Raw genomic sequence first — 21,889 nt, 5'->3', positions numbered from 1 at the left:
ATTACTTAACTCCATTAACTGAAATCCCCTTGGTATCAGTATTTTAAAAAGTGGCTAACTTGTTCTTGCAATTTGCGAAGAAATTTATAATACTTATTTAGTAATTTTAATTCAGGGTTAGGTAAAATTAATGATGTTGAGAGATCGTTTTTACTTATATGTAGAGTTGGATATGCTAATGATATCAATCTCTGTTTAAAATTATTTATCGTCTTTTTATTTTTTGTTTCTATTAGGAATATTCCATTAACATGATTACCTAATTTATTCATATTGTACAAATGAAACTTTTGGTCTGGTGTTGTAAAATTTATTATTTTAGTATTTTGTTTTAATTTCTTAGTGTTGTAAAGCATATTTAATTTTGTTTTATTGCTATTATTTGAGAAATAATCGTAAGTATTAAACTGAGTTTTACCGTAATTAATAGACTTGTCTTTGTTTGTTTCTGAACCATAGTTATAACTTCTGAATAACAAATTAATATTTTCAGCTTTAGCTGCTTGTTCCATGAAAGGTTTTAGAGATCCAGAATTTATTTTATCAGATGCGTCATTTGAAAAGTTATTTATTTTTATGGGAGTATAATAACGATTGATTGAGTATCGCATCTTTGTTATGTTATCTAATTCTGTTTGTTTAACAAGAAAAGCGGATACAATTGTACCCGCTAAGAATATAACTATTAAGATTATTTTTGTGATTTTCATGATAGCCAATAACTTGATCTTGCAGTGTAGTCCCAACTACCATAAACTTTTGCGTCTGCAAAACCATTATGACTTCTAGCAGTTCTTACATTATTGCCGACCCATACTTTGACTCCGGATCCACCTAAATTATAATTGATTTTTGCATATGATCCTTTAGTTCCCCAAGCTGCATCAGCAGGGTATGTTAGTGGATAACTGACAAAACTTCCATTACTTGGCAGTGCTTCGTAATATCTCAAATTACTAGCCGATTTGATCAAGCCGGGAGTACTATTAATGACTGTATTATTGTCACCAAATTCAACATAACCGTTCTTTGATGTGTCTTTAGTTAAAGTTATGTTTATTCCAGAATTGTTTTGGGTGCTTGCTGCTTCAACTGTGTTGATACTTGGTACAGCCCAAAAGCCAGCTAAAGAAGTACTTAAAAATAAAAGAACTATGCTCTTTTTCATATTTAGAATCCCATATTCATATTATTTTGGAACAATCATATAATAACGATTTAATATATATTTTTTGTATATTACAAGTGAAAATAATGTAAAATATAAATCACTTTTCGTTTATAAGGTGACTACTTCAAAATAGTCTGAAATAAAAATAGTCCTAATTTCACAATGTTAATGAAATTGGGACTATTTATTAATCTAATATGATTTAATTATTTTAATTTTTTGATCTTATTAAACAATTCGCCGCCACCATCTGGTGTAGCTGAATCGTCATTCAATCCAATGTCGTAATCGGAATCTTTCATAGCTTCAACTTTACCCATCAAGTAACCATTACCAACTTGTGAGAAGAAATCATGGTTAGTTGTTCCAGTTGAGATACCATTCATAACAATAGGGTTAACGTCCTCAGCATTACCATCTGGGAACAATGGTGATTGTCCAAGGTTCATCAAGGCCTTATTAGCGTTATAACGAAGGAATGTCATAACTTCTTCAGTCCAGTTAGTTCCTTCATATAGTTCATGTGTGTACTTCTCTTCGTTACCATATAATTCATAGAGCAGATCGTACATCCAATCTTGCATTTCTTCTTGCTTATCATCTGATAATTCGTTAAAACCTAACTGAAATTTGTATCCAATGTAAGTTCCGTGAACTGATTCGTCACGAATAATCAATTTGATGATTTCAGCAACGTTAGCTAGTTTGTTATTACCAAGATAATATAACGGTGTATAGAATCCTGAATAGAATAAGAAACTCTCCAAGAATACACTTGCTACTTTCTTTTGTAACGGTGTACCGTTTTGATAAATATTGTTTATGATCTCGGCTTTTTTCTGGAGATACTCATTGTGATCAGTCCATTCGAAGATTTCTTCGATTTCTTCGGCGGTATTCAAGGTACTGAAGATAGAAGAATAACTCTTGGCATGAACAGATTCCATGAATTGAATATTATTGAAGACAGCTGTTTCGGCTTGAGTACGTGTATCCTTCAACATAGCTTCGATACCGTCTTGTGATTGCAAGGTATCAAGTAGTGTCAATCCACCGAAGACGTGTCCGACAACAGTGTGTTCAATATCACTTAAAGTTCTCCAGTCGTCCATATCATTTGATAGTGGAATACGTGTGTCGAGCCAGAATTGAGAAGTAAGTTTCTCCCAAGTAGCCTTGTCCACGACGTCTTCTAGTTTGTTCCAGTTCATGGCTTTGTAATACGTGTCAACCATTGTTAAATCCTCCTAAATTGAGCAGCTTTCACATTCATTGCTTCCGATTTCATCGTTGTTTTCAGTAAATGTACGAACATAATATAGCGACTTGATGCCCTTGTAGTATGCGTAGTTACGTAAAATACTTAGGTCACGAGTGGTTTGTTTAGGATCAGTCTTCCATTCGTATAGTCCTTCAGGGATGACCGAGCGGACGAATAATGTCAAACTCATTCCTTGATCGACGAATCTTTGTGCTGAGGCATAGATGTCGATGACTTTACGCATATCTGTGTCATAAGCTGACTTGTAGTATTTGATCGTGTCATTACTTAGTAGTGGAGCTGGGAAGTACAGCTTACCGTTCTTCTTCTCTTGTCTTTCTTCAACCAGACGAGTGATTGGTTGCAAACTTGCACTAGTATTGTTGACGTATGAGATAGAACCGTTAGGGGCAACAGCTAGACGATAGGCGTTATACAATCCATCACGCTGAATATCTGACTTGAGATTTGCCCAATCGTTTTGGTCAGGAATCTTGATACCTTTGAATAATCCCTTAACTAGTTCTGACTTAGGACCGAAGTCTTCTTTCAGATACTTATCGAAGTATGAACCGTTGGCGTAGTCAGAGTTTTCGAAGTTAACGAAGTTTTCGTTGCGTTCTTTGGCGATATGATTGCTCTCAACCAATGTCCAGTAGTTAAGTAACATGAAGTAAACACCTATGAATTCGATTGATTCTGGTGAACCGTATTCGATGTGTTGTTGGGCTAGATAAGTATGAAGTCCCATGGCACCAAGTCCAACAGAATGGCTCATCTTATTACCATGTGCAACTGAAGGTACAGCTGTGATGTTTGAAGCGTCACTGACGAATGTCAATGCACGAAGCATAGAACGAATTGACTTACCAAAGTCAGGGCTTTGCATCATATTAACAATATTAGTTGAACCCAGGTTACAGCTAACATCTGTTCCAAGCTTAACGAATTCCTGTGCATCATTTAATTCTGAAGGGATTTGAACTTGTTGGATCTCGGTACACAAGTTACTCATGATAACTTTACCGGCGATAGGGTTCTCACGGTTAACGGTGTCAATATTCAGTACGTATGGATAACCAGATTCTTGTTGCAACTTGCTGATTTCATCTTCAAGTTCACGGGCGTTGATCTTGTACTTCTTGATACGGTCGTCAGCGACCATGTTGTCATATTCTTTGGTGATATCGATGTATGAGAATGGTTTGCCGTAAACACGTTCAACTGAATAAGGGCTGAATAAATACATATCTGAATCGTTTCTAACTAATTCATAATACTTGTCAGGGACGATAACACCAAGTGAAAGAGTTTTAACACGAACTTTTTCATCCGCATTTTCTTTTTTGGCAGATAAGAAATCAATAATGTCAGGATGGAAGACATTCAAGTAAACCGCACCGGCACCTTGACGTTGGCCTAATTGATTACTGTAACTGAAACTATCCTCTAGTAATTTCATAACTGGTAAGACACCAGATGAAGAATTATCGATTCCCTTGATAGGAGAACCAGATTCACGCAAGTTGGATAGTGTAATACCAACACCACCACCAATACGTGATAGTTGTAGAGCTGAATTGACAGTCCGTCCGATACTATTCATGTCATCGGTAATTTGTAATAAGAAACAAGAAACGTATTCACCACGACGTTTTCTACCAGCATTCAAGAATGATGGAGTAGCTGGCTGATAACGTTGCATGATCATTTCGTGAGCCAAGGTTGTAGCTTGTTCTTGGTCACCGTTCGCAAATAATAGTGCATTAAAAAGAATACGCATCTCGTAGTTTTCCAAATACATGTCACCGTTATTGGTCTTAATAACATATTGATTGAAGAACTTGTATGCAGCCATGAATGACTTGAATTGGAAATGTTGGTCTAATAATGATTGATAGAGGTTTTCGATGAATTCGAATGGATATTTGTCGATAACCACTTTTTCGATATAGTCATTCTCGATCAAATAATCGATATGGTCCTTAAAAGAATCGAATTTCATAGTATTTGGTTCGACATTTTCAGCGAAGAAGGCTTTGACAGCTTCTTGATCCTTATTCAATGGAATTTTACCGTCAACCGGAATATTGATTTCGTTATTTAGTTTGAAGTAACTTACTTTAGTTACATCCAGATTATTTAGTCCCAAAGTTATTCACTACTTTCTTGAAATTTTCTACGTCTTTATTAGTACCGTTGAACTCGAACTCGAATACCACCGGAACGTCCAGTCCTTTGGCAATATCGTGAGCCGTATGGTTGTATAAAGTATTAAAATTACGATTACCGCCGCCAGCTAATCCTACGCAGTTCTTGGCGTTATCTTTGTATTGTAGGAAATCGACGACCGAGTCCATCATGTCATCGTCGTATGCCGGAACGATGAGAATAAAAGACCGACCCATTTCGTGAAACGGATCGGCGTCATTGATTTCATATCCATTTAGACCGGTCTTATCAACAAAACGTCGAGTTTGGCCAGTAATTGAGTAGAAGGCTACTTCGACCATTAGTTAGCTAGTTCTTTCAAGCTATCTGGGCGGAAACCGACGATGGGGTCGCTATTTTCAGGCATAACTACTGGTACACTTTGAAAGCCTTGTTGTTTTAGAATATCAAGATATTGTGGTTCCTTGTTAATGTTATGTTCTTCAAAGTTGATATTGTGTTCTTTCAAATATCTCTTTGTCATTTTGCATTGCATGCAGTTGTTTTTGCTATATACGATTACGTTGTTCATAATGATTCGCTCCCTCGAAATGTGATTCATTCACTAGTATAAAACATTCAATATACCAATACTAGTAATTGTTCCTATAAAAACACAATATATAGTATTGAACTATAATTGGTATACATCATAGTGTGGCCCTAAGTACCAACCTGACGCACTTCTGTCTAGATAATAATGTCCAAATTTTATAATATTCAATTCATTCGTGGTAAAATTACCGTAATGACTATTATATGGTTTTCGGTTAAAATTACAAATAACGGAAAGCAATAAATTGGTAGGGAGAAAATTATGAGTTCTTGGAATTTTGTGGGAATTATCGCGTGGTTAGTAGTAATTGCACTGCTGATACTCGTGGTATTTAATATTAGAAATCGTCATTTAAAAATATTAGTCGTCCAAAAGGGCGGAATTACCTGGAAAACAATTTTGGTAGATTTATTAGAAATTGTTCTGGTTATTGTTGCGGTCAGTGGGATGCTCTATGTTTCACTGTTCTCACGTGTCGACCTGAAAAACAAAGAAGATATTGCGATGACATATAAGTATGAACCAATGATCATTCAGACTACCGATGATGGTCAAGGTTACTATGTAAAGATCGATAAGAAAGATAATAATAGTGGTAATGATGTTTATCAATATTGGGTAAATAATTCTACTTACTCAGTATCAAGCCGTAATGCGACTATTTCTGATGCAACATTATCATTCAATGTGTCAGGGATGCATATGAATTGGGAAATGGATAAGATCAAGCAGATGGATTCTAAGTACCAATATGCTTATGTGATCACTGCTCAAGCGCGTTATAAGAATAACTTTGAAAATGGCTTAGGACTTAAGGCAGGACGTTTTGCGACTGAATATCGTGTCTTGCGTGTACCAGCTAGATCATTTATCAATGTAGAAAGTTCAAAATAGAATAGAAAAACGGAGTCATGACAAATGCCATGGCTCCGTTTTTTCTAAAATATTTATTTTTTGATCTTCTTGATACTTACGACAATTTTGTTGTTTAGTTCCATCTTGTTAGAATCATCTTTAGGATCATTCTTAACAATTTCCATCAAAGCTGAATGCTCGTAGACTTTTTCAACTTTACCTTCAAATGGATAATCCATATCTTCATCCACTTTACACTTGTAAACTTCTCCGACCTTCAAATCTTCTATTTTCATATGTATAAATCTCCTAGGATTTTTTACTTAACAGACTAGTATAATAATATAGTAGAAGAAATAATTCAAATATAGGACACTAATATGGACAAAAAAATTATTGTGATAACCGGCGCTAGTGGTACGGGTAAGACCACTATTAGCCAATATTTAAAAGAAAAATATAATATTCCGGCTGTAATCACTCATACAACAAGACTTCCTCGTTTGGGCGAAGTGGATGGAGTAGATTATCACTTTGAAACGGATGAAACTTTTGCCCAAAACCACTACTTGGAACAAGTAGAATATTCTGGACATCATTATGGTTCGTCTGAAGAGAGTCTAAACGCAATGTGGCAGACAGTCGATGTTGCCAGTATTGTAGTTGATACTGCTGGAGCAATCTCATATGAGAAGAAATATGGTAAAACAGCAATAATCATCTTTTTAGAAGCTGACTTAGATACGGTTGCCCAGAGATTACAGAGCCGTGGGGATGATCCGACTAGATTAAAGAAGCGAATTGCGAGTGATGAATTCAAGCGAGATTTGACGATTCCGGATGAATTAAAGGGAAAATCATACGAAATTATTAACAAAGACATCAAAATAACCAAGAAAATGGTTGATAATGTCATAAATAACGCAAATATCAAGTAATTTGATTATTCACAAAAAGGCTACCAATACTGTTATATCAGCATTGGTAGCCTTTTAATTTTGTGAACGAAAAAGTGTAACATTCTTATACAATTGCTGTAACAATTCTGCAATATTCGGAGTGTATTATAGTCATCGTTGAGTGATTAAGAAAATAACATTTAAGAAAAATTTAAACTATTAAAAAAACAATTAACCATTACGGGGGATTTTCATTTTGAATACTAAAGTTAAAAAGAGTCTAATTTCATTTACAGCCGCTGCTTCACTTGCAGTTACAGGATTAGGTGTTTCACAAGCTACTACTACACACGCTGCTACAGCAACACCAACAGCTGTTAAAACTAACGGACTAACATATCTATATACTTCAGCTACATCAAATGCCAAGACTGCTGGTCGTGCACTTGCTGCCAACACTTCATGGGCTGTTGGTAAGGCTGTTCAAGCTGACAACGGTGACGTATTCTACTATGTAGGTACAAACGAATGGGTTAAAGCTTCAGACGTTACTGATTCATCAGCTGTTACAGAAGCTGCTACAGATAGCTCACAATCAGATGCTGACGCTGTTATCAGTACTGCAAAGCAATACTTAGGTACACCATATGTATGGGGTGGTAAGACTCCTTCAGGATTTGACTGCTCAGGTTTCACATCATACGTATACCAACAAGCAACAGGTAAGAGCATCGGTGGTTATACAGTAGCTCAAGAATCAGCTGGCTCAAAAGAAGCTGTTTCACAAGCCTCAGCCGGAGATCTATTATTCTGGGGTGGCCAAGGTTCTTCATACCACGTTGCTATCTACTTAGGCAATAACCAATACATCGCTGCACCTCAACCAGGCGAATCAGTTAAGATTTCAAGTATCTCAGGTTACTTCATGCCTTCATTCGCTGTTAAGGTTTTGTAGGATAAAATTACAAATTCAAAATAAAAATCACTTATAGATCGCCTTTTGGCGGTCTTTTTTTTCGCATTTTTTGAGGTTATTGTTTGATTTTGACCGGAGACATGTGACATCACTCCCCACTGGCACTAATCTTTAGTAAGATAGAAATAAACACAATGAAACGAGGTCAATTATGGAAAAATTACTTGAAGCAACGATAAAACTTATTCAACCTGATATGGTAGTCAGCTTTGGTGGTGGAAATACTGTTAATCGACTAATGAAAGAAGTCGCTAAGGAAAACTTAGATATAACGGTTTGTACTCCATCAGAAGTTACTAAGGAGACTTGTTTGGAGCTAGGTTTTGATGTTAAAGAATTGGATCAGGTGGACCATATTGATCTAGGATTCGATGGTTGTGATTCTTTGGATGAAGCGCTAAATGTTCTCAAGAGCAAAGGTGGTATTCACACCTTTGAAAAACTTTACGCTCAAAAAGCCAATAATTATGTGATTTTGGGACCTCGTGAACGAATGGAGAAAAAATTAAATCCAGATATATTCTTGAGTCTAGAAGTAATTGAGCCTGCTATTGCGCAAGTGATTGACTACGTTGAATCATTAGGTGGCAAGGCCAAACTGCGTCAGTCAAGTGACGTTGCCGGTATGGTACGTAGTAAACTAGGCAATGGTTTGATCGATTGCTACTTCGACAATTGGGACAATATCGATGAGATAAATCAAAAATTGAGCAGTTTAAATGGTGTTGTTGGTACCTCATATTTTCATGATCTTGTGACTGCAGCACTGCTAGCTGATGGTGATCAAGTTATTCAAAAAGGAAGTTTAAAATGAAAGCGGCATATATTAACAAAACAGGTTCTTACGATGAAATACAGGTTGGAGAATTACCAATTCCTACTATTAAAGATAATGAAGTTTTGGTCAGAGTACATTTTGCATCAGTCAATCACGTTGATACTTTTGTTCGTGCTGGTGGTTTTGAAACTGAAATGACATTTCCATTTGTAATTGGCCGTGATGCTGTGGGTGTAGTTCAGGAATTCGGATCAAAGGTTACGGGATTCAAAATCGGCGAGGTAGTTTGGACTAATAGTATGGGCTATGATGGCAGACCAGGAGTTACTAGTGAATTAGTCACAATTCCATCTTCTCGTTTGTTTCATGCCCCAAATGTGGATGAGAAAAAGCTGATTGCTTCAGTTCATTCATCAGCTACAGCAGCCATTGTCTTAAACGATGTTTTTGATGTTAAACATGGTGGCAGTATTTTGATTGAAGGAGCTGCGGGTCATGTGGGAACTAAATTAGTCCAGTTGAGTAAGTTACTGGGATTTACAGTATCGACCACTAGTAATAATCGAGATTTTGAGCGCTTGGTCAAGCTTGGCAGTAGTGAAACTTATGATTATCACGAGCCAGTTGGTTCAATTGAACATGACTTTGATTACATAATTGATACATCTGGCAAAGTTGATTTGAACGATAATATTCAACGACTAACATTGGGTGGTCAAATTGTTTTGATCACGGCTCCCAAAAGTAATCAATTCACTTTTGATGTTCGTCAATTTTACACTAATTCCAAGGCAATCAAAGGTTTTGTTATCAGTCACGCTACTTTGGAACAAATACAAAAAGCCAGTAGAGTATTGAACTACTGGCTTGGAAAACACTATTTATTGGATGATACGTATGAAATTCTTCCTCTGTCACAAGCGGCCAAAGCCCATAAAATGCTTGAAGAGGGGATGGATTCGGGCAAGAGATTATTGATAGATCTTAGATAACTTCAATTAAGAGAGAGATTATTTTGCCCTCATCGTCGAATCTGTAGTAGTTGAAACCGTGTAGAGCGAAGAATTTATCGTCTTCGTTAACTCCAGCTAAAGACCACTCAATCTGGTAGTAGTTCTCGAGAGTCTGTATCTTGAAGACATGTTTGAGCTCCTTGTTGTGACCGAAAAAGTCTCTGAAGAACTCAATTGCTTCTTCTTTATTGGCAACAGCCCCGTTTAAATCTGATCTGATAGTAACGTTATCAGCGAAGAGATCGATGATTTCATCTAGTGCTTGTTCATCGTTAGAAGCCATGTCGGATAGTTCGAAATACCTCTTGATTGCGACAATATTTCTATCCATTGTTTTATTCATGATATAACACCTTCTTATACTCTCTCGACGATAAGTATAAACAGATTTTGCGAAATAGCTAATAAAAAAACCTCGAAAATATCGAGGCTTTTTGATGACATAAACTAGTTAGTTATTTCATTAATCTTAGATTGAATCTTATTCTCGTTATATGCTAATAAAATCAAGAACATTACGACGTACAATATCAAAGGGATTATTGCAAAGTTAAGGTTGATGGCTGAAATAGTTGAAGCTGACTGAGTTTTGTTGGAGACATATCCTGTCAGTTGCAATGATTCAGCGGTCACCAATCCACCAAGTCCAAGGCCTAGGTTAACTCCGAAGTCATCGGTTGATGCCAGAACACCTTCGGCTTGGATTCCCATAGCTGTACCGTAACGAATCGTGTCCGCAATCATAATTGATACTAGTCCAATTATGAATCCGTTACCGATGGAATTAACGAAAATACCTACGAATAAGGTAGGGACATTTTGGCTGTAAGCCGCAAAGGTTATTATCAATTGTCCAACAAAGGCAGTCGCAATCCCACTAAGCATTGTATTCTTCTTGCCCAAGCGACCCGAGACGAAGTAGATTGAAACAACTCCGATCAAAGCGGTTAGGGTAAAACTATTGGCTAGTGACACCATAGCTTCATTTTTGAGAACATACTTGAAGTAGTAAATAATTGTCTGATTCTTGATGGCGGTTGTCATCCAATATAAGAAGATAACAACGGAAATAACCATCCATGGTTTGTTCTTCTTCATCATGCCCCAGACTTCAGATAGCGGTTGGTGATTGATCTCGTCATTAGTGAAACGCTCACGAACGTGGAAGAAAGTGTTAAGGATCAATACTAACGATATTAATCCGAATAGGGCAATTGTCAGTAGGAATCCTTTTTGTTGATCACCACGTCCAAAGAATGCCACTAGAGGAACGGTGAAGGTTGCCACGATAATTTGAACGGAACTACCAAAGAACTGTCTGATAACACCTAATAAGGTAGTTTCCTTCTCGTTCTCAGTCATTGTTGGCAAGATAGATGTGATAGGTAAGTTAACTGCGGTGTAGAAGAATCCTAGACCAAGGTAAGTTATATATGCCCAGATAAGTTTGCCAGAATGAGGGAGGAAGTTCGGTGTGACGAAAGTCAGAATTGCGAAGACAACGTATGGAAATGAGAACCATAAGAAGAATGGTCGACTCTTGCCCCATTTGGAATGAGTATGATCGATCATAACACCTATTAGTAAACTTTCGAATACATCGGCAGTTCTAGCCACGACAAATAAAATGGCTACTTCGTTAGGAGTGAGTCCGAAAACATCGGTATAAAAGAACAAAAGATACATTGTCATCATTTGGAAGACCAAATTATCCGCTGCATCACTCAACCCATAACTGAGCCGTTCAGGAATTGATGTTTGCCATTTGCTCATATGACACCTACTTTTGTGCAGTTAAGCGACGGTAGATTTCTGCTCCGACAACATCGTTAGTCCACATCCATGCAATGTGACCGAGTGCCTCAGATATGTGTTCTTCAGTTGGTTGGTCCGAAGGTGAAGGAACTGTCTTCATCATTGGCATGATACCGATGTGGAAGGCTACCCAGATAGCTAATCCAAAGATCGAACCCTTACCAGCTCTGATATATGGTTTGTATTGTGCTAGAACTTCATAAATAATAGCGAATGAAGTTGAGAAGCCAAAGTGCATCAAGTAGCTGACCCAAGGTAACTTCTCACCTGAATAAGTATAGGTTGCGTGAGTCCATTTCTCAGGCATGCCGAATTGTTGAAGCAACTTCTGTGGAGGATTAGTTGAGTTACGCTCTGCAGTTCTTGGTGGCAGGATATTTTCCCAGCCAAGTTTAACTAATCCAGATACTACTCCCGCAGCTGTTCCAGCAATGACGGCTGCCTTAAGATTTCCCTTTTGTTCATGTGATAATTTCATAAATTTGTGCCCCCTATGATCGTATTTGATTTCATTATAAAACAACCTTTGTGATATCTCAGGTGATAGGTCTTGAGCCATCACAATTTCTTCATACTTTATTACTGATTTATTCGTACTTTTCCAATTAATTATTCATAATTAGACGTTATTATTTAAGCATAGTCAAAAAGAAATAAGAGGTGACAGGATGGACCAACAACTTTAGTATTCAAGTGATACTACCCGTAAATATTTTCTTAAAAACTCACAACAAATATAGATTCCCTATAAACACAATTTTATTTAATCCCCCCTATAAATTAAATAAAACCCCTATATAAAAAGCATATACAAGTAAAAATATATTTCCCCCCTGATATATATTTTTAAGTTCAAAAACAGGAACCCTGCCTCTACTGCAGGATTCCTGTTTTTTTTAGTGCATAGAATAAATATTTAAATAAAATTTTTGTAGTGTATTCGTTTATAATACTAAGTATGCGATTTTTATAGTAAAAAATGTTGTAATGTTCGTATTCTAAACCCGTCGATTTCGGTGGGTTTAAAAGGAGATCATCAAATTGACTAAGAATAGAGATTCAATAAATGTTAAGGGTATAGAAGTAAATTTATTTAGTGAAGGAAATAATGGAGACTATATTAGCATTACTGGAATCTCAAAATATAAAAATCAAGACAATCCAAATGAATTGATTAGAAATTGGATGAGGTCAAGGAGCACATTAGAATATTTGGGTGTTTGGGAACAATTGAATAATCCTAAATTTAATAATTCAGAATTTACTGAAATTCTTAATCAGACCGGGTCTAATACATTTGTCATGTCTCCAACCAAATGGATAAAAAGTACTAATGCTATCGGAATTATTTCTCAAGCAGGTAGGTATGGTGGTACTTATGCTCAATCTGATATTGCCTTTGAATTCGCAACGTGGATTTCAGCTGAATTCAAACTATATTTAATTAAAGATTATCAACAATTAAAAAGTAGTGAGAGCAGTCATCTGAATTTAGAGTGGGATATAAAGCGTACATTTTCAAAAATAAATTATAAATTGCATACAGATGCTATTAAAGAAAATTTGATACCTAGTGAATTAACAAGTGCTCAAACTAGATTTCAGTATGCAAATGAAGCAGATAGATTAAATATGTCTCTCTTTGGATTAACTGCAAAGCAATGGAAAAATAAGTATTTAGAAAAAAAGGGAAATATTCGTGATAATGCTACAATTACACAATTGACGGTTCTTGCTAATTTGGAAAGTATGAATGCAGAGCTAATTAAAGATGGTATGAATGCACAAGAGAGAACAAAAAAACTTAATCTTATGGCTCGTGAACAAATGGAAACCTTGATTAAAAATAAAATCGATGAACGTATTTCGAGAAATAATAACAAGTTAAATTAAAAAGGTAATCCTGTAATTAATGCAGAATTACCTTTTTTTAGTGCAACGGCTCTGTTTTTCTAACAGAGATGTCTAAGTCAGTCATGAATTGGTTGAGTCTTTGAATAGTTTCTTTTGAGTGATATGTGTAATCCCTTGAAGCATCAAGGTCAATTTTGCGACCATCATTTAAGGTTAATTGGATCTCTAGAGGATTCTTGATCATAGACATTCTAGCGTAAAAAATGCTGTAAGCATTGGATACCGGCACCATGAAGTCGAGTGACTTGATCTCACCAGTAGATCCAATAACTTGAGCACTCTTGATGTCACTGGTATTTATTTGTTCAAGCTTGGTGAAGTTAGGAAAAATCATCATGAATAGTCTATTGCCAAGCTTGTTCATATTATTGAATCTGATAACGCCGTTGTCATATTTCCTTCACAAATTATTATTGATTTATTCGTACTTTCCCAATTAATTATTCATATTTGGACGTTATTATTTAAGCATAGTCAAATAACAAAGAGGTGAACGAATGGTAATGATAAAGCAATTTAACTAGTAACACTCTTAAAACATAAAATAGATTAAACCCTTAAAAATTAAAAACCCTTATTTAAAAAACAACCCTCATAAATTACACAAGTAAAAATATATTTCCTCCCCGATATATATTTTAAAAATGAGTTTTAATACAAGAATTTGTCAGAAAGAGAGAAAAAATCATGCATATAATAGGAAAAGGAACTCGTGCCGGAAGACGCGAGCCTTTTTGTTTTGTATACTTATATCAAATAGTGTTGCCTTATAAGAAGGAGATTGTTATGTGTGATCATTTGGATAATAAATATAATTTAACAGATAAAGAAAATAAATTTGTAGCGAAGAAGAATTTTGTACAGTTAATACATTCCAATTCAAAATTTGAAGGGGTAAATACTACTTTACCTCAAACTAAAACAATTGTTGAAGGTATGAGTGTTGCAGGTGTTAGCATTGACGATATAGGTGTAATTGTTAATTTAAAACGTGGTTGGGAATACGTTATTAACTCTAAAGATGAGTTTAATATTAATTCTGCAAAAAAGATTAATAGGATAGTTGCCAGAGACGATGCGATAGAACCAGGTGCGATTAGGACAGGGAATGTTCAAATTGGTGGAGTTGAGTATGAACCTGATATACCAACTGAAGAAGAATTGATTAATGATACCGAAATTATCGTTAACAACAAGTCCAATTCTAAAACGCAAAATATCATACAGCTAATGTATACGATGATGAGAAAACAATACTTCTGGGATGGAAATAAAAGAACAGCAATTTTATTCGCAAATTATTACATGATTAGAAATGGTCTTGGTGTTTTGAACATTAATGAATTACAAATGGAAGAGTTTAATGAATTGTTGACGAAATACTATAATACCAACAATATGAACGCAATCCTAAAGTGGACCTATGATAATTGTATTTATGGAATTGACCGTTAAAATCACCCTCACAATTTCTTCACAAATTGTTACTGAATTATTCGTACTTTCCCAATTAATTATTCATAACTAAGCGTTATTATTTAAGCATAGTCAAATAACAAAGAGGTGAACGAATGAAACGGTAGACCCAGAGTTAGAGATACAACCCTTATAAAAATTCTAAAAAATAACAATTACACAAAATAGATAAAACCCTTAAAAATAATCCCTATAATGTAAAAAACTTCATTTAATCCCCCCTTAAATTAAATGAAACCCCTCATAAAAAGCATATATACAAGTAAAAATATATTTCCCCCTGATTTATATTTAAAAAAAAGCAAATCTCACATCTTTAGACGATGTGAGATTTTTTTGTTCATTCTAATGTAATAGTGTTACCAATGATTCAATCAAGACCATTAAAGTAGTCAAAACAATAATGATCCAACCGCCTAAAATGTAATAACCTTCCAAAGGTTTGTAAGACTCATGAATGTTATCTAAGTTGCGTTCTCTTAGTCGATTAAAGTAAACGAATGCTAGTATTCCTAACCATAAAAGTAGGCCGAATAGTGGGTAAACAAAGATATTCGATCTGATACCCCAAGGTGATAGATCCGCTGTGGCTACGGGTACAAAAATTCTGTTTGGCAAAAATGGATAAATTAGAAATGAAACCAAGAGTGGTATAAGTGCGTAAAGAGTGTGTCTTTTTAAATTATATTTTTTTGTTTTAGCTAGCATAGTTATTCTCCTTCTTTAAATAACCAATCCATAGCGATCGGTAATTGCTTGTTCCATAGAGTCCAGTTGTGTTGACCGTCATCTTTGCGCCAAGTGAACTTATCTTTGAATACTTTTTCAAATTGTTCTTTAGATTCATAATCCATTTTTCTTAAGATATCATCTGATCCGGTAGACATCATGACTCTTAATGAATTAGATGTTTCAAAATTGTCTAGCAGGTACTTGATGTCAACATTACTATTGCTCAACTTGTTTCGATCAAAAGCCAAATCAAAGTCAGGCATAATGTGCGATTGTTCATTCCTGAATTCGGATAGATTAGTTACCGGAGACAATACAGCCACGGAATTGAACTTTTCGGGATAAGTCAGTGCCCAACGCAGAGCACCGTATCCACCCATAGAGTTACCAAGTAGATAGTTATCTTCCTTTGCTTGACTTAGTGGAAAGATGAATTGCATTCGTTGAGGTAATTCTTGCGTTAAAAAGGTCCAGTACTTAGGGCCATTAACCATATCTGTATAGAATCCTCTTTCAGTCTGTGGCATAACAACTGCCACATGATATTGAGTAGCAAGTTGTTCAATAGCGGTTCTTCGTAACCAGATTGAAGAATCTCCTCCTAGACCATGTAAGAGCCAGACAGTTGGAATCCTTTTAGAACCAGTAGTGAATTCTTTCATCACATTTCCAGTGTCATCCATAGGCTCTGGCAGGATGACTCTTGTTTCGACGAATCGTTGTAAAACGTTGGAATAGAAGTTATTAATATGTATCGACAAAATTATTACTCCTTTAATTTAATTCATTAAACTTGATGGATTTGTTATCGCTTGTGATCCGAAGTCCAAAATAGTTCGCTAGTAAGTAGCTGACAGTATATTCAAAATTCAGGTCTTCCTTATAAACCCAGCGTTCAATTCGTACAACGTCGGTGTTCAATGGAATATGTAAGTAATCGGCAATTCTTTGATTTGATATCGGTACGACTGAATAATTTTGGCTGAATCCTTGTTGTAGCATATCCAATCCATTGTCTTTACTTATCAATGAATAGATCGAATGGATTTTACTAGGATGCTTAATATTATTCGCATTGATTAAATCTTGATAATACCAAGATGTAGAATATTCAAATGGTGCCTCTTCAATTTGACGTAAACGTTCAAAATACCAAGTTGGTTCATCATCAAAATTAGAGTCTGAAGGAGGAGGAGTCTCACCATTAGCTATTAAAACTATCACTTGTTCGTTGTTTTGATCGTAAATATGAGTATCAGTCACTCTAACAGAAGTTCCACGATTAAACTTCGATACGAAACTTCCGCGACCTTGAACACGATGAATATATCCTTCACTTGCCAAAGTATTTAAGACCCTGACGGCGGTGGTTGAACTGACCCGATACTTTGTACGAATGTCATTCTCACTATAAAATGGATCATTCTTCTTGAACTTAGTTGAGTTGAGTTCTAAGACAAGTGAATTGAAAATGGTCTTATAAATAGGTTCTTTTTTGCTCATTTCATTAGCTCCTTATTTTTTAGGGTTAACGCATTAAATGTATATACTTTTACTAAATAAAGATAAAATGTTGACCAATAAAGTATGTAAGCGGTGAACTTTTTATAATTTATATGTTATGCTTTGTACCGGTTAAGCTTAATGCATTAAGTTGAATTGAGCAAGACAAAAATTTAACAATTTACAAAAGGGGATGTAAATATTGGATAAACAGCAAAGACCTTGGATGCAAAAAACCGTTGAAGTAATGGGTAAAATTGCAGCCAATCGTTATTTACGTGCTATCCGTGATGGTATGGCCGTCATCATTCCAGTTGCCATTGTTGGATCATTCTTTACGATTCTTACACAAATGCCAATTGATGCATGGAAGACATTCATTCAACCATATGCAGCGGGTTTAGCAATTCCAATTAACTTTTCAATGGGATTCATGTCAATTTACGCTGCTTTTGCTATCGCTGGTCGTTTAGCAGAAGAGTATGACTTTGATAAGATCTCAACTGGTGCCGTTTCAGTAATGATTTTCTTACTATTAGCGGTTAAACCAATTACAACTACACCAGCAGCTTTTAAAGCCTTAGGTTTGAAAGCAGCTGCTACAGTCGTTCCACTAACTAATTTCGGTGCGGCTGGATTATTTACTGCTATGTTAGCTGCCATTTTGACAGCCGAAGTAACTAGATTATGTCGTGATCACCACTTAGTAATCAAATTACCAGATGGTGTACCACCTGCAGTTGCTGCATCATTTTCAGCATTGATCCCAGCAACTATCTTGATTGTCGGTGCTTGGACAATTCACATCGGATTTAATTTCGATATCAATGCGTTCTTACAATGGGTATTCAGTCCACTTGGATACTTCGGACGTGATAATTTAGCATCTGTAATCGTGCCAATTATTTTGACAGATATTGCATGGTTGTTTGGTATTCACGGTGCCGCTTTAGCAACACCAATCTTTTGGCCATTGTGGTATCCAAACTTAAATGCTAATATGGCTGCACTTTCAAAGGGTGCTACTGCCGCAACGGTTCCTCACTATATGACAGAACAATTCTTCCAGTGGTTCGTTTATGTTGGTGGTGCCGGTGCAACATTGGCACTATGTATCTTGTTAGCATTCTTCTCTAAATCAAGTTTCGGTAAGACAATGGGTAAAGTTACACTTGTTCCATCGATATTCAATATCAATGAACCTGTAATTTTCGGTGTTCCTATTGTTATGAACCCTTACTTCGCTATTCCATTTGTTTTTGCTCCATTAGCAATGGGTATCATTACATGGTTAGCAACAATCACACACTTGGTCAACCGTACTATTGCCTTAGTACCATGGACACTTCCAGGGCCTATCGGTGCATTTATGGCAACAGGATTTGATTGGCGAGCAGCAGTTTTGAACATTATTAATATTATTGTTGCTGTACTTATTTACTATCCATTCTTCAAAGTTTGGGATAAGAATCAATTGAAGAAAGAACAGCTTGCTGCTGAAGAAGATGCTAAAAAAGCTGATACTTCTACAGCAACAGCTTAATAAAGGAGTTAATTAGATGTTAGGAATTTCAATTTATCCCAATAAGGCTACAACTGAGGAGAACATTAGTTATCTTCAATTGGCTGCCAAATACGGATTTAAGCGAGTCTTTGCAAGTCTTTTGGAGGTTACACCAGAGAATAGGGATGCTGTATTAAAACAATTCAAAGAAATCTTTACAGTTGCTAATGACTTAAAAATGCAGGTCACTTTGGACGTCAATCCTAGATTGTTTGGTATCTTAGGGGTTGATTACCATAATTTGAACTTATTCAAAGAAATCGGAGCTAGTGCTATTCGATTAGATGCTAATTTTGATGGTTTGACTGAATCGTTAATGAGTTATGAAGATTCAGATCTCAACATTGAACTTAATCTATCTTCTGATGCCGGAAATATTGAGAACATTATGTCATATGTTCCTAATAAGAAGCGTCTTAGTGGATGTCATAACTTCTATCCACAACGATTCACTGGACTTGATCTAGATTTCTTCACTAAATGTACCGAAAAGTACAAGAAGTTAGGTTTGAAGACCGCAGCATTTGTAACGTCACAAGTAGCAACTACCGGTCCGCATCCGTTCAATGATGGATTACCAACACTAGAGATGCATCGTGACTTGCCAATTGAAGTTCAAGCAAAGCATCTACTAGCAACTGGTTTGATCGATGATGTCTTGATCAGTAATCAATTCGCTAGTGAAGATGAATTGAAGAAGCTGAGTCAAGTAAACCAAGATCAATTAAGCTTAGCGGTTGATTTTTCTTCAAATGTTACGCAAATTGAAAAAGACATTTTATTGAATTATCAACATTTCAATCGTGGAGATATTAATAGTTACAGTATCCGTTCTACTTTTGTTAAATTGAAGTATAAAGGTGAGAGTATTCCTGCTAATAATACGATTGAAGAATTGAATCCAGGAGATATCACTATTGGTAACGATTCGTTCGGCCAATACAAAGGTGAAGTCAATATTGTTAAGCAGCAAATGCCTAACGTTGGTCAACACAAGAATGTTGTTGGTCATGTGGCTGATGTAGAACAAATTTTGATACCTTATATCAAACCATGGATGAAGTTTCGATTCGAAACTTTTAATTCTTAAACTTTTGGGAGCATGCTATCATCTGGTAGAATGCTCCTATTTTGTTGGTTTTATTTCAAATCGTTTAATTAGAATAAGAGGAAAATATTATGAATGAAAAAATTGGTTCATTAACAACAGAACAACAAAATCCAAATAGCTCAAACTTAGATCAGATGTCTACTTCAGAAATAGTTAGCTTGATCAATAATGAAGATGGCAAGGTTAGTGCAAGCATTAAACCACAAATTATTAATATCACTGAAGCTATTGAATTGGTTGTTGATTCATTTCAAAAAAATGGACGTTTGATCTACATGGGAGCTGGTACTAGTGGACGTTTGGGTGTGCTAGATGCAGCTGAGTGTGTTCCAACTTTTGGAACTGATCCTGAAATGGTTCAAGGATTGATAGCTGGTGGTCAAAAGGCCATGACAAATGCAGTTGAAGGTGCCGAAGATTCTTATGACTTGGGCATGGAAGATCTCAAGAAAATCAACTTGACTAAGAATGATACTGTTGTAGGTATCGCTGCTAGTGGACGTACACCTTATGTAATTGGTGCATTAAAATATGCTCAAAAAGTAGGGAGTCACACAATAAGTCTGGCATGTAATAAGAATGCAAAAATCAGTTCTTATTCGGATATTGCTATTGAAATAGATGCTGGACCAGAAGTGTTGTCTGGTTCCACAAGAATGAAGTCTGGAACAGCACAAAAAATGGTGCTTAATATTATTTCGACTACATCAATGATCAAGATCGGCAAAGTATATAAGAACCTGATGATCGATGTAAAACCTACTAACGAGAAATTAATCGAGAGATCTAAGAGAATTATTAGTTTAGCAACTGGTGTAGATAAAGCTACTGCAGAAAAATTATTCTTGGATGCAGATAAAGATGTGAAAGTAGCTATCGTTATGGCTTTGACTAGTTTCTCAGCTACAGAAGCTAGAGCAAAGTTAAAAGAATCCAACGGATTTGTCCGCGAAGCAATCAATTAAAGGAGAATTAACAATGATAGAATTTTTGATTGGAATTGATTGTGGCGGAACGCATACTGTTGCAATTGCATATGATAAACAAGGCAATAATTTGATGAAAAGTGTCCAAGGTCCAGCTAATTTGGCGGTTGATCCAAAATTGGCAGTGAAGAATATTCATACAGCTATTTTTGAAATTCTACAAAAGCTTGATGCTGATAATTGCTTGAGGGTATTGATCGGGATTGCTGGATTGAGTGCCTTTAACAGAACTGATGAGTTGATCACAGAACTGGATTTCCCCAAGTTGAATATTAATATTATTAATGATGCTCAATTGGCCTTACTTGCTCGCTTGAAAGGTCAAAATGGTTTGGTTGCAATTTCTGGTACTGGATCCGTCGTTATGGGAATTGTTGACGATAAACCGATACGTGTTGGTGGCTGGGGTCATCTTCTTGGTGATGAAGGCAGCGGTTATCAAATTAGTAAATTAGCGTTTCAACAAGTTACTAAAGAGACAGATTTGGACGAGGTATCAGATTTTTCCAAGTCATTTTTGAAGGAAATTGGAGCTAAAGATATCTCTGATTTGCTTAACATCTTTTATAAATTGGATAAAAAAGATGTCGCAGACTTCACACCATTTGTTTTGAAACGTGCTGAAGCTGGGGATACAGTGGCTGAATCAATTATTAAGACAGCCGCTAACGGATTAGGATCTCAGATCAACATTGCTATAAGTAAAACTAATTGGCACAATTCAACAGTCAGTTTGGCATTTTCTGGATCAGTCGTCGAAAAGAATAGCTATTACCGTGAGGTTTTAACTGATCAAATCAAACCTAATCAGCAATTAGTTAATATTTTGCCGATTGAACCTGATTTTAATAATGCTATTGCAGTGTTGTATGCAAAGTAACAAATATTCTAACCTCTTACGACTAGTTTATTTTTTATTTGTTGTCGTGAATTGTAAAATTAATCCGAACACCTAATCAAAAAAAATACCCATAGTAAATGTTTTACAATGGTAGTGACTAAACAGACCATGAAAGAAGACATTTACTATGAGCATATCTACTTTAACACAGTATCACCGTGGTGCCA

The 21,889-nt window shown here is 35.8% G+C and carries 24 protein-coding genes and 1 pseudogene; 11 read left to right on the top strand and 14 right to left on the bottom strand.

Annotation, left to right across the window (positions count from 1 at the left end):
• Positions 1-35: 35 nt before the first annotated feature.
• The 6 genes from EKM66_RS11635 to nrdH form a co-directional block, all read right to left on the bottom strand.
• Positions 36-719: a hypothetical protein gene (locus EKM66_RS11635; protein WP_164505140.1), complete on the bottom strand. Its 684-nt coding sequence runs from the start codon at positions 717-719 to the stop codon at positions 36-38.
• Positions 707-1,168 carry a hypothetical protein gene (locus tag EKM66_RS11630; protein WP_125764804.1) on the bottom strand — a complete coding sequence of 154 codons (462 nt, stop codon included), beginning with the start codon at positions 1,166-1,168 and terminating at the stop codon, positions 707-709. Before EKM66_RS11630 ends, EKM66_RS11635 begins: the two co-directional genes overlap by 13 nt.
• 209 nt (positions 1,169-1,377) lie before the next feature.
• Entirely contained in the window at positions 1,378-2,406 is a 1,029-nt protein-coding gene (gene nrdF, locus EKM66_RS11625) for a class 1b ribonucleoside-diphosphate reductase subunit beta (RefSeq protein WP_125764802.1), read from the bottom strand.
• Between the two features lie 12 nt (positions 2,407-2,418).
• Complete coding sequence (gene nrdE / locus EKM66_RS11620; RefSeq protein ID WP_125764800.1) at positions 2,419-4,584, bottom strand: class 1b ribonucleoside-diphosphate reductase subunit alpha; 2,166 nt, start codon at positions 4,582-4,584, stop codon at positions 2,419-2,421.
• Complete coding sequence (gene nrdI, locus EKM66_RS11615) at positions 4,571-4,945, bottom strand: class Ib ribonucleoside-diphosphate reductase assembly flavoprotein NrdI (RefSeq protein WP_125764798.1); 375 nt, start codon at positions 4,943-4,945, stop codon at positions 4,571-4,573. Before nrdI ends, nrdE begins: the two co-directional genes overlap by 14 nt.
• Positions 4,945-5,175 carry a glutaredoxin-like protein NrdH gene (nrdH, locus tag EKM66_RS11610; RefSeq protein ID WP_125764796.1) on the bottom strand — a complete coding sequence of 77 codons (231 nt, stop codon included), beginning with the start codon at positions 5,173-5,175 and terminating at the stop codon, positions 4,945-4,947. The genes nrdI and nrdH overlap by 1 nt, the downstream gene beginning before the upstream one ends.
• Positions 5,176-5,460: 285 nt before the next feature.
• On the opposite strand from nrdH, the gene EKM66_RS11605 reads away from it, so the two are divergent.
• Positions 5,461-6,093, top strand: a complete 633-nt coding sequence (locus tag EKM66_RS11605; protein ID WP_125764795.1) for an LVIS_2131 family protein — start codon at positions 5,461-5,463, stop codon at positions 6,091-6,093.
• Positions 6,094-6,146: 53 nt separating this feature from the next.
• On the opposite strand, the gene EKM66_RS11600 is transcribed toward EKM66_RS11605, so the two are convergent.
• Positions 6,147-6,350 carry a DUF2187 domain-containing protein gene (locus EKM66_RS11600; RefSeq protein ID WP_125764793.1) on the bottom strand — a complete coding sequence of 68 codons (204 nt, stop codon included), beginning with the start codon at positions 6,348-6,350 and terminating at the stop codon, positions 6,147-6,149.
• An 84-nt stretch (positions 6,351-6,434) separates the two neighbouring features.
• On the opposite strand from EKM66_RS11600, the gene EKM66_RS11595 reads away from it, so the two are divergent.
• The 4 genes and pseudogenes from EKM66_RS11595 (at position 6,435) to EKM66_RS11580 (ending at position 9,699) form a co-directional block, all read left to right on the top strand.
• On the top strand, positions 6,435-6,992 hold the full coding sequence (locus EKM66_RS11595) for a guanylate kinase (RefSeq protein ID WP_125764791.1): 558 nt from the start codon (positions 6,435-6,437) through the stop codon (positions 6,990-6,992).
• Positions 6,993-7,581: 589 nt separating this feature from the next.
• Positions 7,582-7,908 (top strand): annotated as a pseudogene (locus tag EKM66_RS12765) (C40 family peptidase); the annotation flags it as partial.
• A gap of 172 nt (positions 7,909-8,080) precedes the next feature.
• Positions 8,081-8,743, top strand: coding sequence for a ribose-5-phosphate isomerase A (locus EKM66_RS11585; RefSeq protein WP_125764787.1), 663 nt, complete (start codon positions 8,081-8,083; stop codon positions 8,741-8,743).
• Complete coding sequence (locus EKM66_RS11580) at positions 8,740-9,699, top strand: alcohol dehydrogenase catalytic domain-containing protein (protein WP_125764785.1); 960 nt, start codon at positions 8,740-8,742, stop codon at positions 9,697-9,699. The genes EKM66_RS11585 and EKM66_RS11580 overlap by 4 nt, the downstream gene beginning before the upstream one ends.
• Here the strand turns inward: EKM66_RS11580 and EKM66_RS11575 are convergent.
• From EKM66_RS11575 to EKM66_RS11565, 3 genes are all read right to left on the bottom strand, one after another.
• Positions 9,692-10,063, bottom strand: a complete 372-nt coding sequence (locus EKM66_RS11575) for a nuclear transport factor 2 family protein (protein WP_125764783.1) — start codon at positions 10,061-10,063, stop codon at positions 9,692-9,694. The two genes, EKM66_RS11580 and EKM66_RS11575, sit on opposite strands and share 8 nt — an antisense overlap.
• Positions 10,064-10,167: 104 nt before the next feature.
• The gene (locus tag EKM66_RS11570) at positions 10,168-11,493 is read right to left on the bottom strand and encodes an MFS transporter (protein WP_125764781.1); all 1,326 of its coding nucleotides are present in this window, start codon (positions 11,491-11,493) and stop codon (positions 10,168-10,170) included.
• A 7-nt stretch (positions 11,494-11,500) separates the two neighbouring features.
• Positions 11,501-12,013 (bottom strand): DUF1440 domain-containing protein, encoded by a 513-nt coding sequence (locus EKM66_RS11565; protein ID WP_125764779.1) that lies wholly within the window; start codon positions 12,011-12,013, stop codon positions 11,501-11,503.
• Positions 12,014-12,576: 563 nt separating this feature from the next.
• Here EKM66_RS11565 and EKM66_RS11560 point away from each other — a divergent pair.
• Entirely contained in the window at positions 12,577-13,428 is an 852-nt protein-coding gene (locus EKM66_RS11560; RefSeq protein WP_125764777.1) for a KilA-N domain-containing protein, read from the top strand.
• 37 nt (positions 13,429-13,465) lie between these two features.
• On the opposite strand, the gene EKM66_RS11555 is transcribed toward EKM66_RS11560, so the two are convergent.
• Positions 13,466-13,813, bottom strand: coding sequence for a hypothetical protein (locus tag EKM66_RS11555; protein ID WP_125764775.1), 348 nt, complete (start codon positions 13,811-13,813; stop codon positions 13,466-13,468).
• A gap of 323 nt (positions 13,814-14,136) precedes the next feature.
• Here EKM66_RS11555 and EKM66_RS11550 point away from each other — a divergent pair, with 323 nt between their 5' ends.
• A complete protein-coding gene (locus EKM66_RS11550; protein ID WP_318530625.1) occupies positions 14,137-14,904 on the top strand; it encodes a Fic family protein in 768 nt (255 codons plus the stop codon).
• A 366-nt stretch (positions 14,905-15,270) separates the two neighbouring features.
• Here the strand turns inward: EKM66_RS11550 and EKM66_RS11545 are convergent, their stop codons facing one another.
• Genes EKM66_RS11545 through EKM66_RS11535 form a run of 3 tightly spaced genes read right to left on the bottom strand, consistent with a single transcriptional unit; the run spans position 15,271 to position 17,160 of the window.
• Entirely contained in the window at positions 15,271-15,633 is a 363-nt protein-coding gene (locus EKM66_RS11545) for a hypothetical protein (RefSeq protein ID WP_125764773.1), read from the bottom strand.
• 2 nt (positions 15,634-15,635) lie between these two features.
• Entirely contained in the window at positions 15,636-16,418 is a 783-nt protein-coding gene (locus EKM66_RS11540) for an alpha/beta hydrolase (RefSeq protein WP_125764771.1), read from the bottom strand.
• 13 nt (positions 16,419-16,431) lie between these two features.
• Positions 16,432-17,160: a GntR family transcriptional regulator gene (locus EKM66_RS11535; protein WP_125764769.1), complete on the bottom strand. Its 729-nt coding sequence runs from the start codon at positions 17,158-17,160 to the stop codon at positions 16,432-16,434.
• A gap of 226 nt (positions 17,161-17,386) precedes the next feature.
• Here EKM66_RS11535 and EKM66_RS11530 point away from each other — a divergent pair, with 226 nt between their 5' ends.
• From EKM66_RS11530 to EKM66_RS11515, 4 genes are all read left to right on the top strand, one after another.
• A complete protein-coding gene (locus EKM66_RS11530; protein ID WP_125764808.1) occupies positions 17,387-18,703 on the top strand; it encodes a PTS sugar transporter subunit IIC in 1,317 nt (438 codons plus the stop codon).
• Between the two features lie 16 nt (positions 18,704-18,719).
• Entirely contained in the window at positions 18,720-19,814 is a 1,095-nt protein-coding gene (locus EKM66_RS11525) for a DUF871 domain-containing protein (RefSeq protein ID WP_125764767.1), read from the top strand.
• An 86-nt stretch (positions 19,815-19,900) separates the two neighbouring features.
• Positions 19,901-20,800, top strand: a complete 900-nt coding sequence (gene murQ, locus EKM66_RS11520) for an N-acetylmuramic acid 6-phosphate etherase (RefSeq protein WP_404811473.1) — start codon at positions 19,901-19,903, stop codon at positions 20,798-20,800.
• A 13-nt stretch (positions 20,801-20,813) separates the two neighbouring features.
• Positions 20,814-21,701 carry an N-acetylglucosamine kinase gene (locus EKM66_RS11515; protein ID WP_125764763.1) on the top strand — a complete coding sequence of 296 codons (888 nt, stop codon included), beginning with the start codon at positions 20,814-20,816 and terminating at the stop codon, positions 21,699-21,701.
• Positions 21,702-21,889: the final 188 nt, after the last annotated feature.

This window comes from Companilactobacillus hulinensis (assembly GCF_003946555.1).
In the GTDB taxonomy this organism is placed as follows: domain Bacteria; phylum Bacillota; class Bacilli; order Lactobacillales; family Lactobacillaceae; genus Companilactobacillus; species Companilactobacillus hulinensis.
This window is presented reverse-complemented; position numbering and strand designations above follow the sequence as displayed.

Coding starts and splice junctions, on each gene's coding strand:
- EKM66_RS11605 (WP_125764795.1), top strand. CDS start 5,461: ATGAGTTCTTGGAATTTTGTGGGAATTATCGCGTGGTTAGTAGTAATT.
- EKM66_RS11575 (WP_125764783.1), bottom strand. CDS start 10,063: ATGAATAAAACAATGGATAGAAATATTGTCGCAATCAAGAGGTATTTC.
- EKM66_RS11600 (WP_125764793.1), bottom strand. CDS start 6,350: ATGAAAATAGAAGATTTGAAGGTCGGAGAAGTTTACAAGTGTAAAGTG.
- EKM66_RS11595 (WP_125764791.1), top strand. CDS start 6,435: ATGGACAAAAAAATTATTGTGATAACCGGCGCTAGTGGTACGGGTAAG.
- EKM66_RS11555 (WP_125764775.1), bottom strand. CDS start 13,813: ATGAACAAGCTTGGCAATAGACTATTCATGATGATTTTTCCTAACTTC.
- EKM66_RS11535 (WP_125764769.1), bottom strand. CDS start 17,160: ATGAGCAAAAAAGAACCTATTTATAAGACCATTTTCAATTCACTTGTC.
- EKM66_RS11525 (WP_125764767.1), top strand. CDS start 18,720: ATGTTAGGAATTTCAATTTATCCCAATAAGGCTACAACTGAGGAGAAC.
- EKM66_RS11550 (WP_318530625.1), top strand. CDS start 14,137: ATGCATATAATAGGAAAAGGAACTCGTGCCGGAAGACGCGAGCCTTTT.
- EKM66_RS11565 (WP_125764779.1), bottom strand. CDS start 12,013: ATGAAATTATCACATGAACAAAAGGGAAATCTTAAGGCAGCCGTCATT.
- EKM66_RS11580 (WP_125764785.1), top strand. CDS start 8,740: ATGAAAGCGGCATATATTAACAAAACAGGTTCTTACGATGAAATACAG.
- EKM66_RS11570 (WP_125764781.1), bottom strand. CDS start 11,493: ATGAGCAAATGGCAAACATCAATTCCTGAACGGCTCAGTTATGGGTTG.
- EKM66_RS11545 (WP_125764773.1), bottom strand. CDS start 15,633: ATGCTAGCTAAAACAAAAAAATATAATTTAAAAAGACACACTCTTTAC.
- nrdH (WP_125764796.1), bottom strand. CDS start 5,175: ATGAACAACGTAATCGTATATAGCAAAAACAACTGCATGCAATGCAAA.
- EKM66_RS11530 (WP_125764808.1), top strand. CDS start 17,387: ATGCAAAAAACCGTTGAAGTAATGGGTAAAATTGCAGCCAATCGTTAT.
- nrdF (WP_125764802.1), bottom strand. CDS start 2,406: ATGGTTGACACGTATTACAAAGCCATGAACTGGAACAAACTAGAAGAC.
- nrdI (WP_125764798.1), bottom strand. CDS start 4,945: ATGGTCGAAGTAGCCTTCTACTCAATTACTGGCCAAACTCGACGTTTT.
- EKM66_RS11585 (WP_125764787.1), top strand. CDS start 8,081: ATGGAAAAATTACTTGAAGCAACGATAAAACTTATTCAACCTGATATG.
- EKM66_RS11630 (WP_125764804.1), bottom strand. CDS start 1,168: ATGAAAAAGAGCATAGTTCTTTTATTTTTAAGTACTTCTTTAGCTGGC.
- EKM66_RS11515 (WP_125764763.1), top strand. CDS start 20,814: ATGATAGAATTTTTGATTGGAATTGATTGTGGCGGAACGCATACTGTT.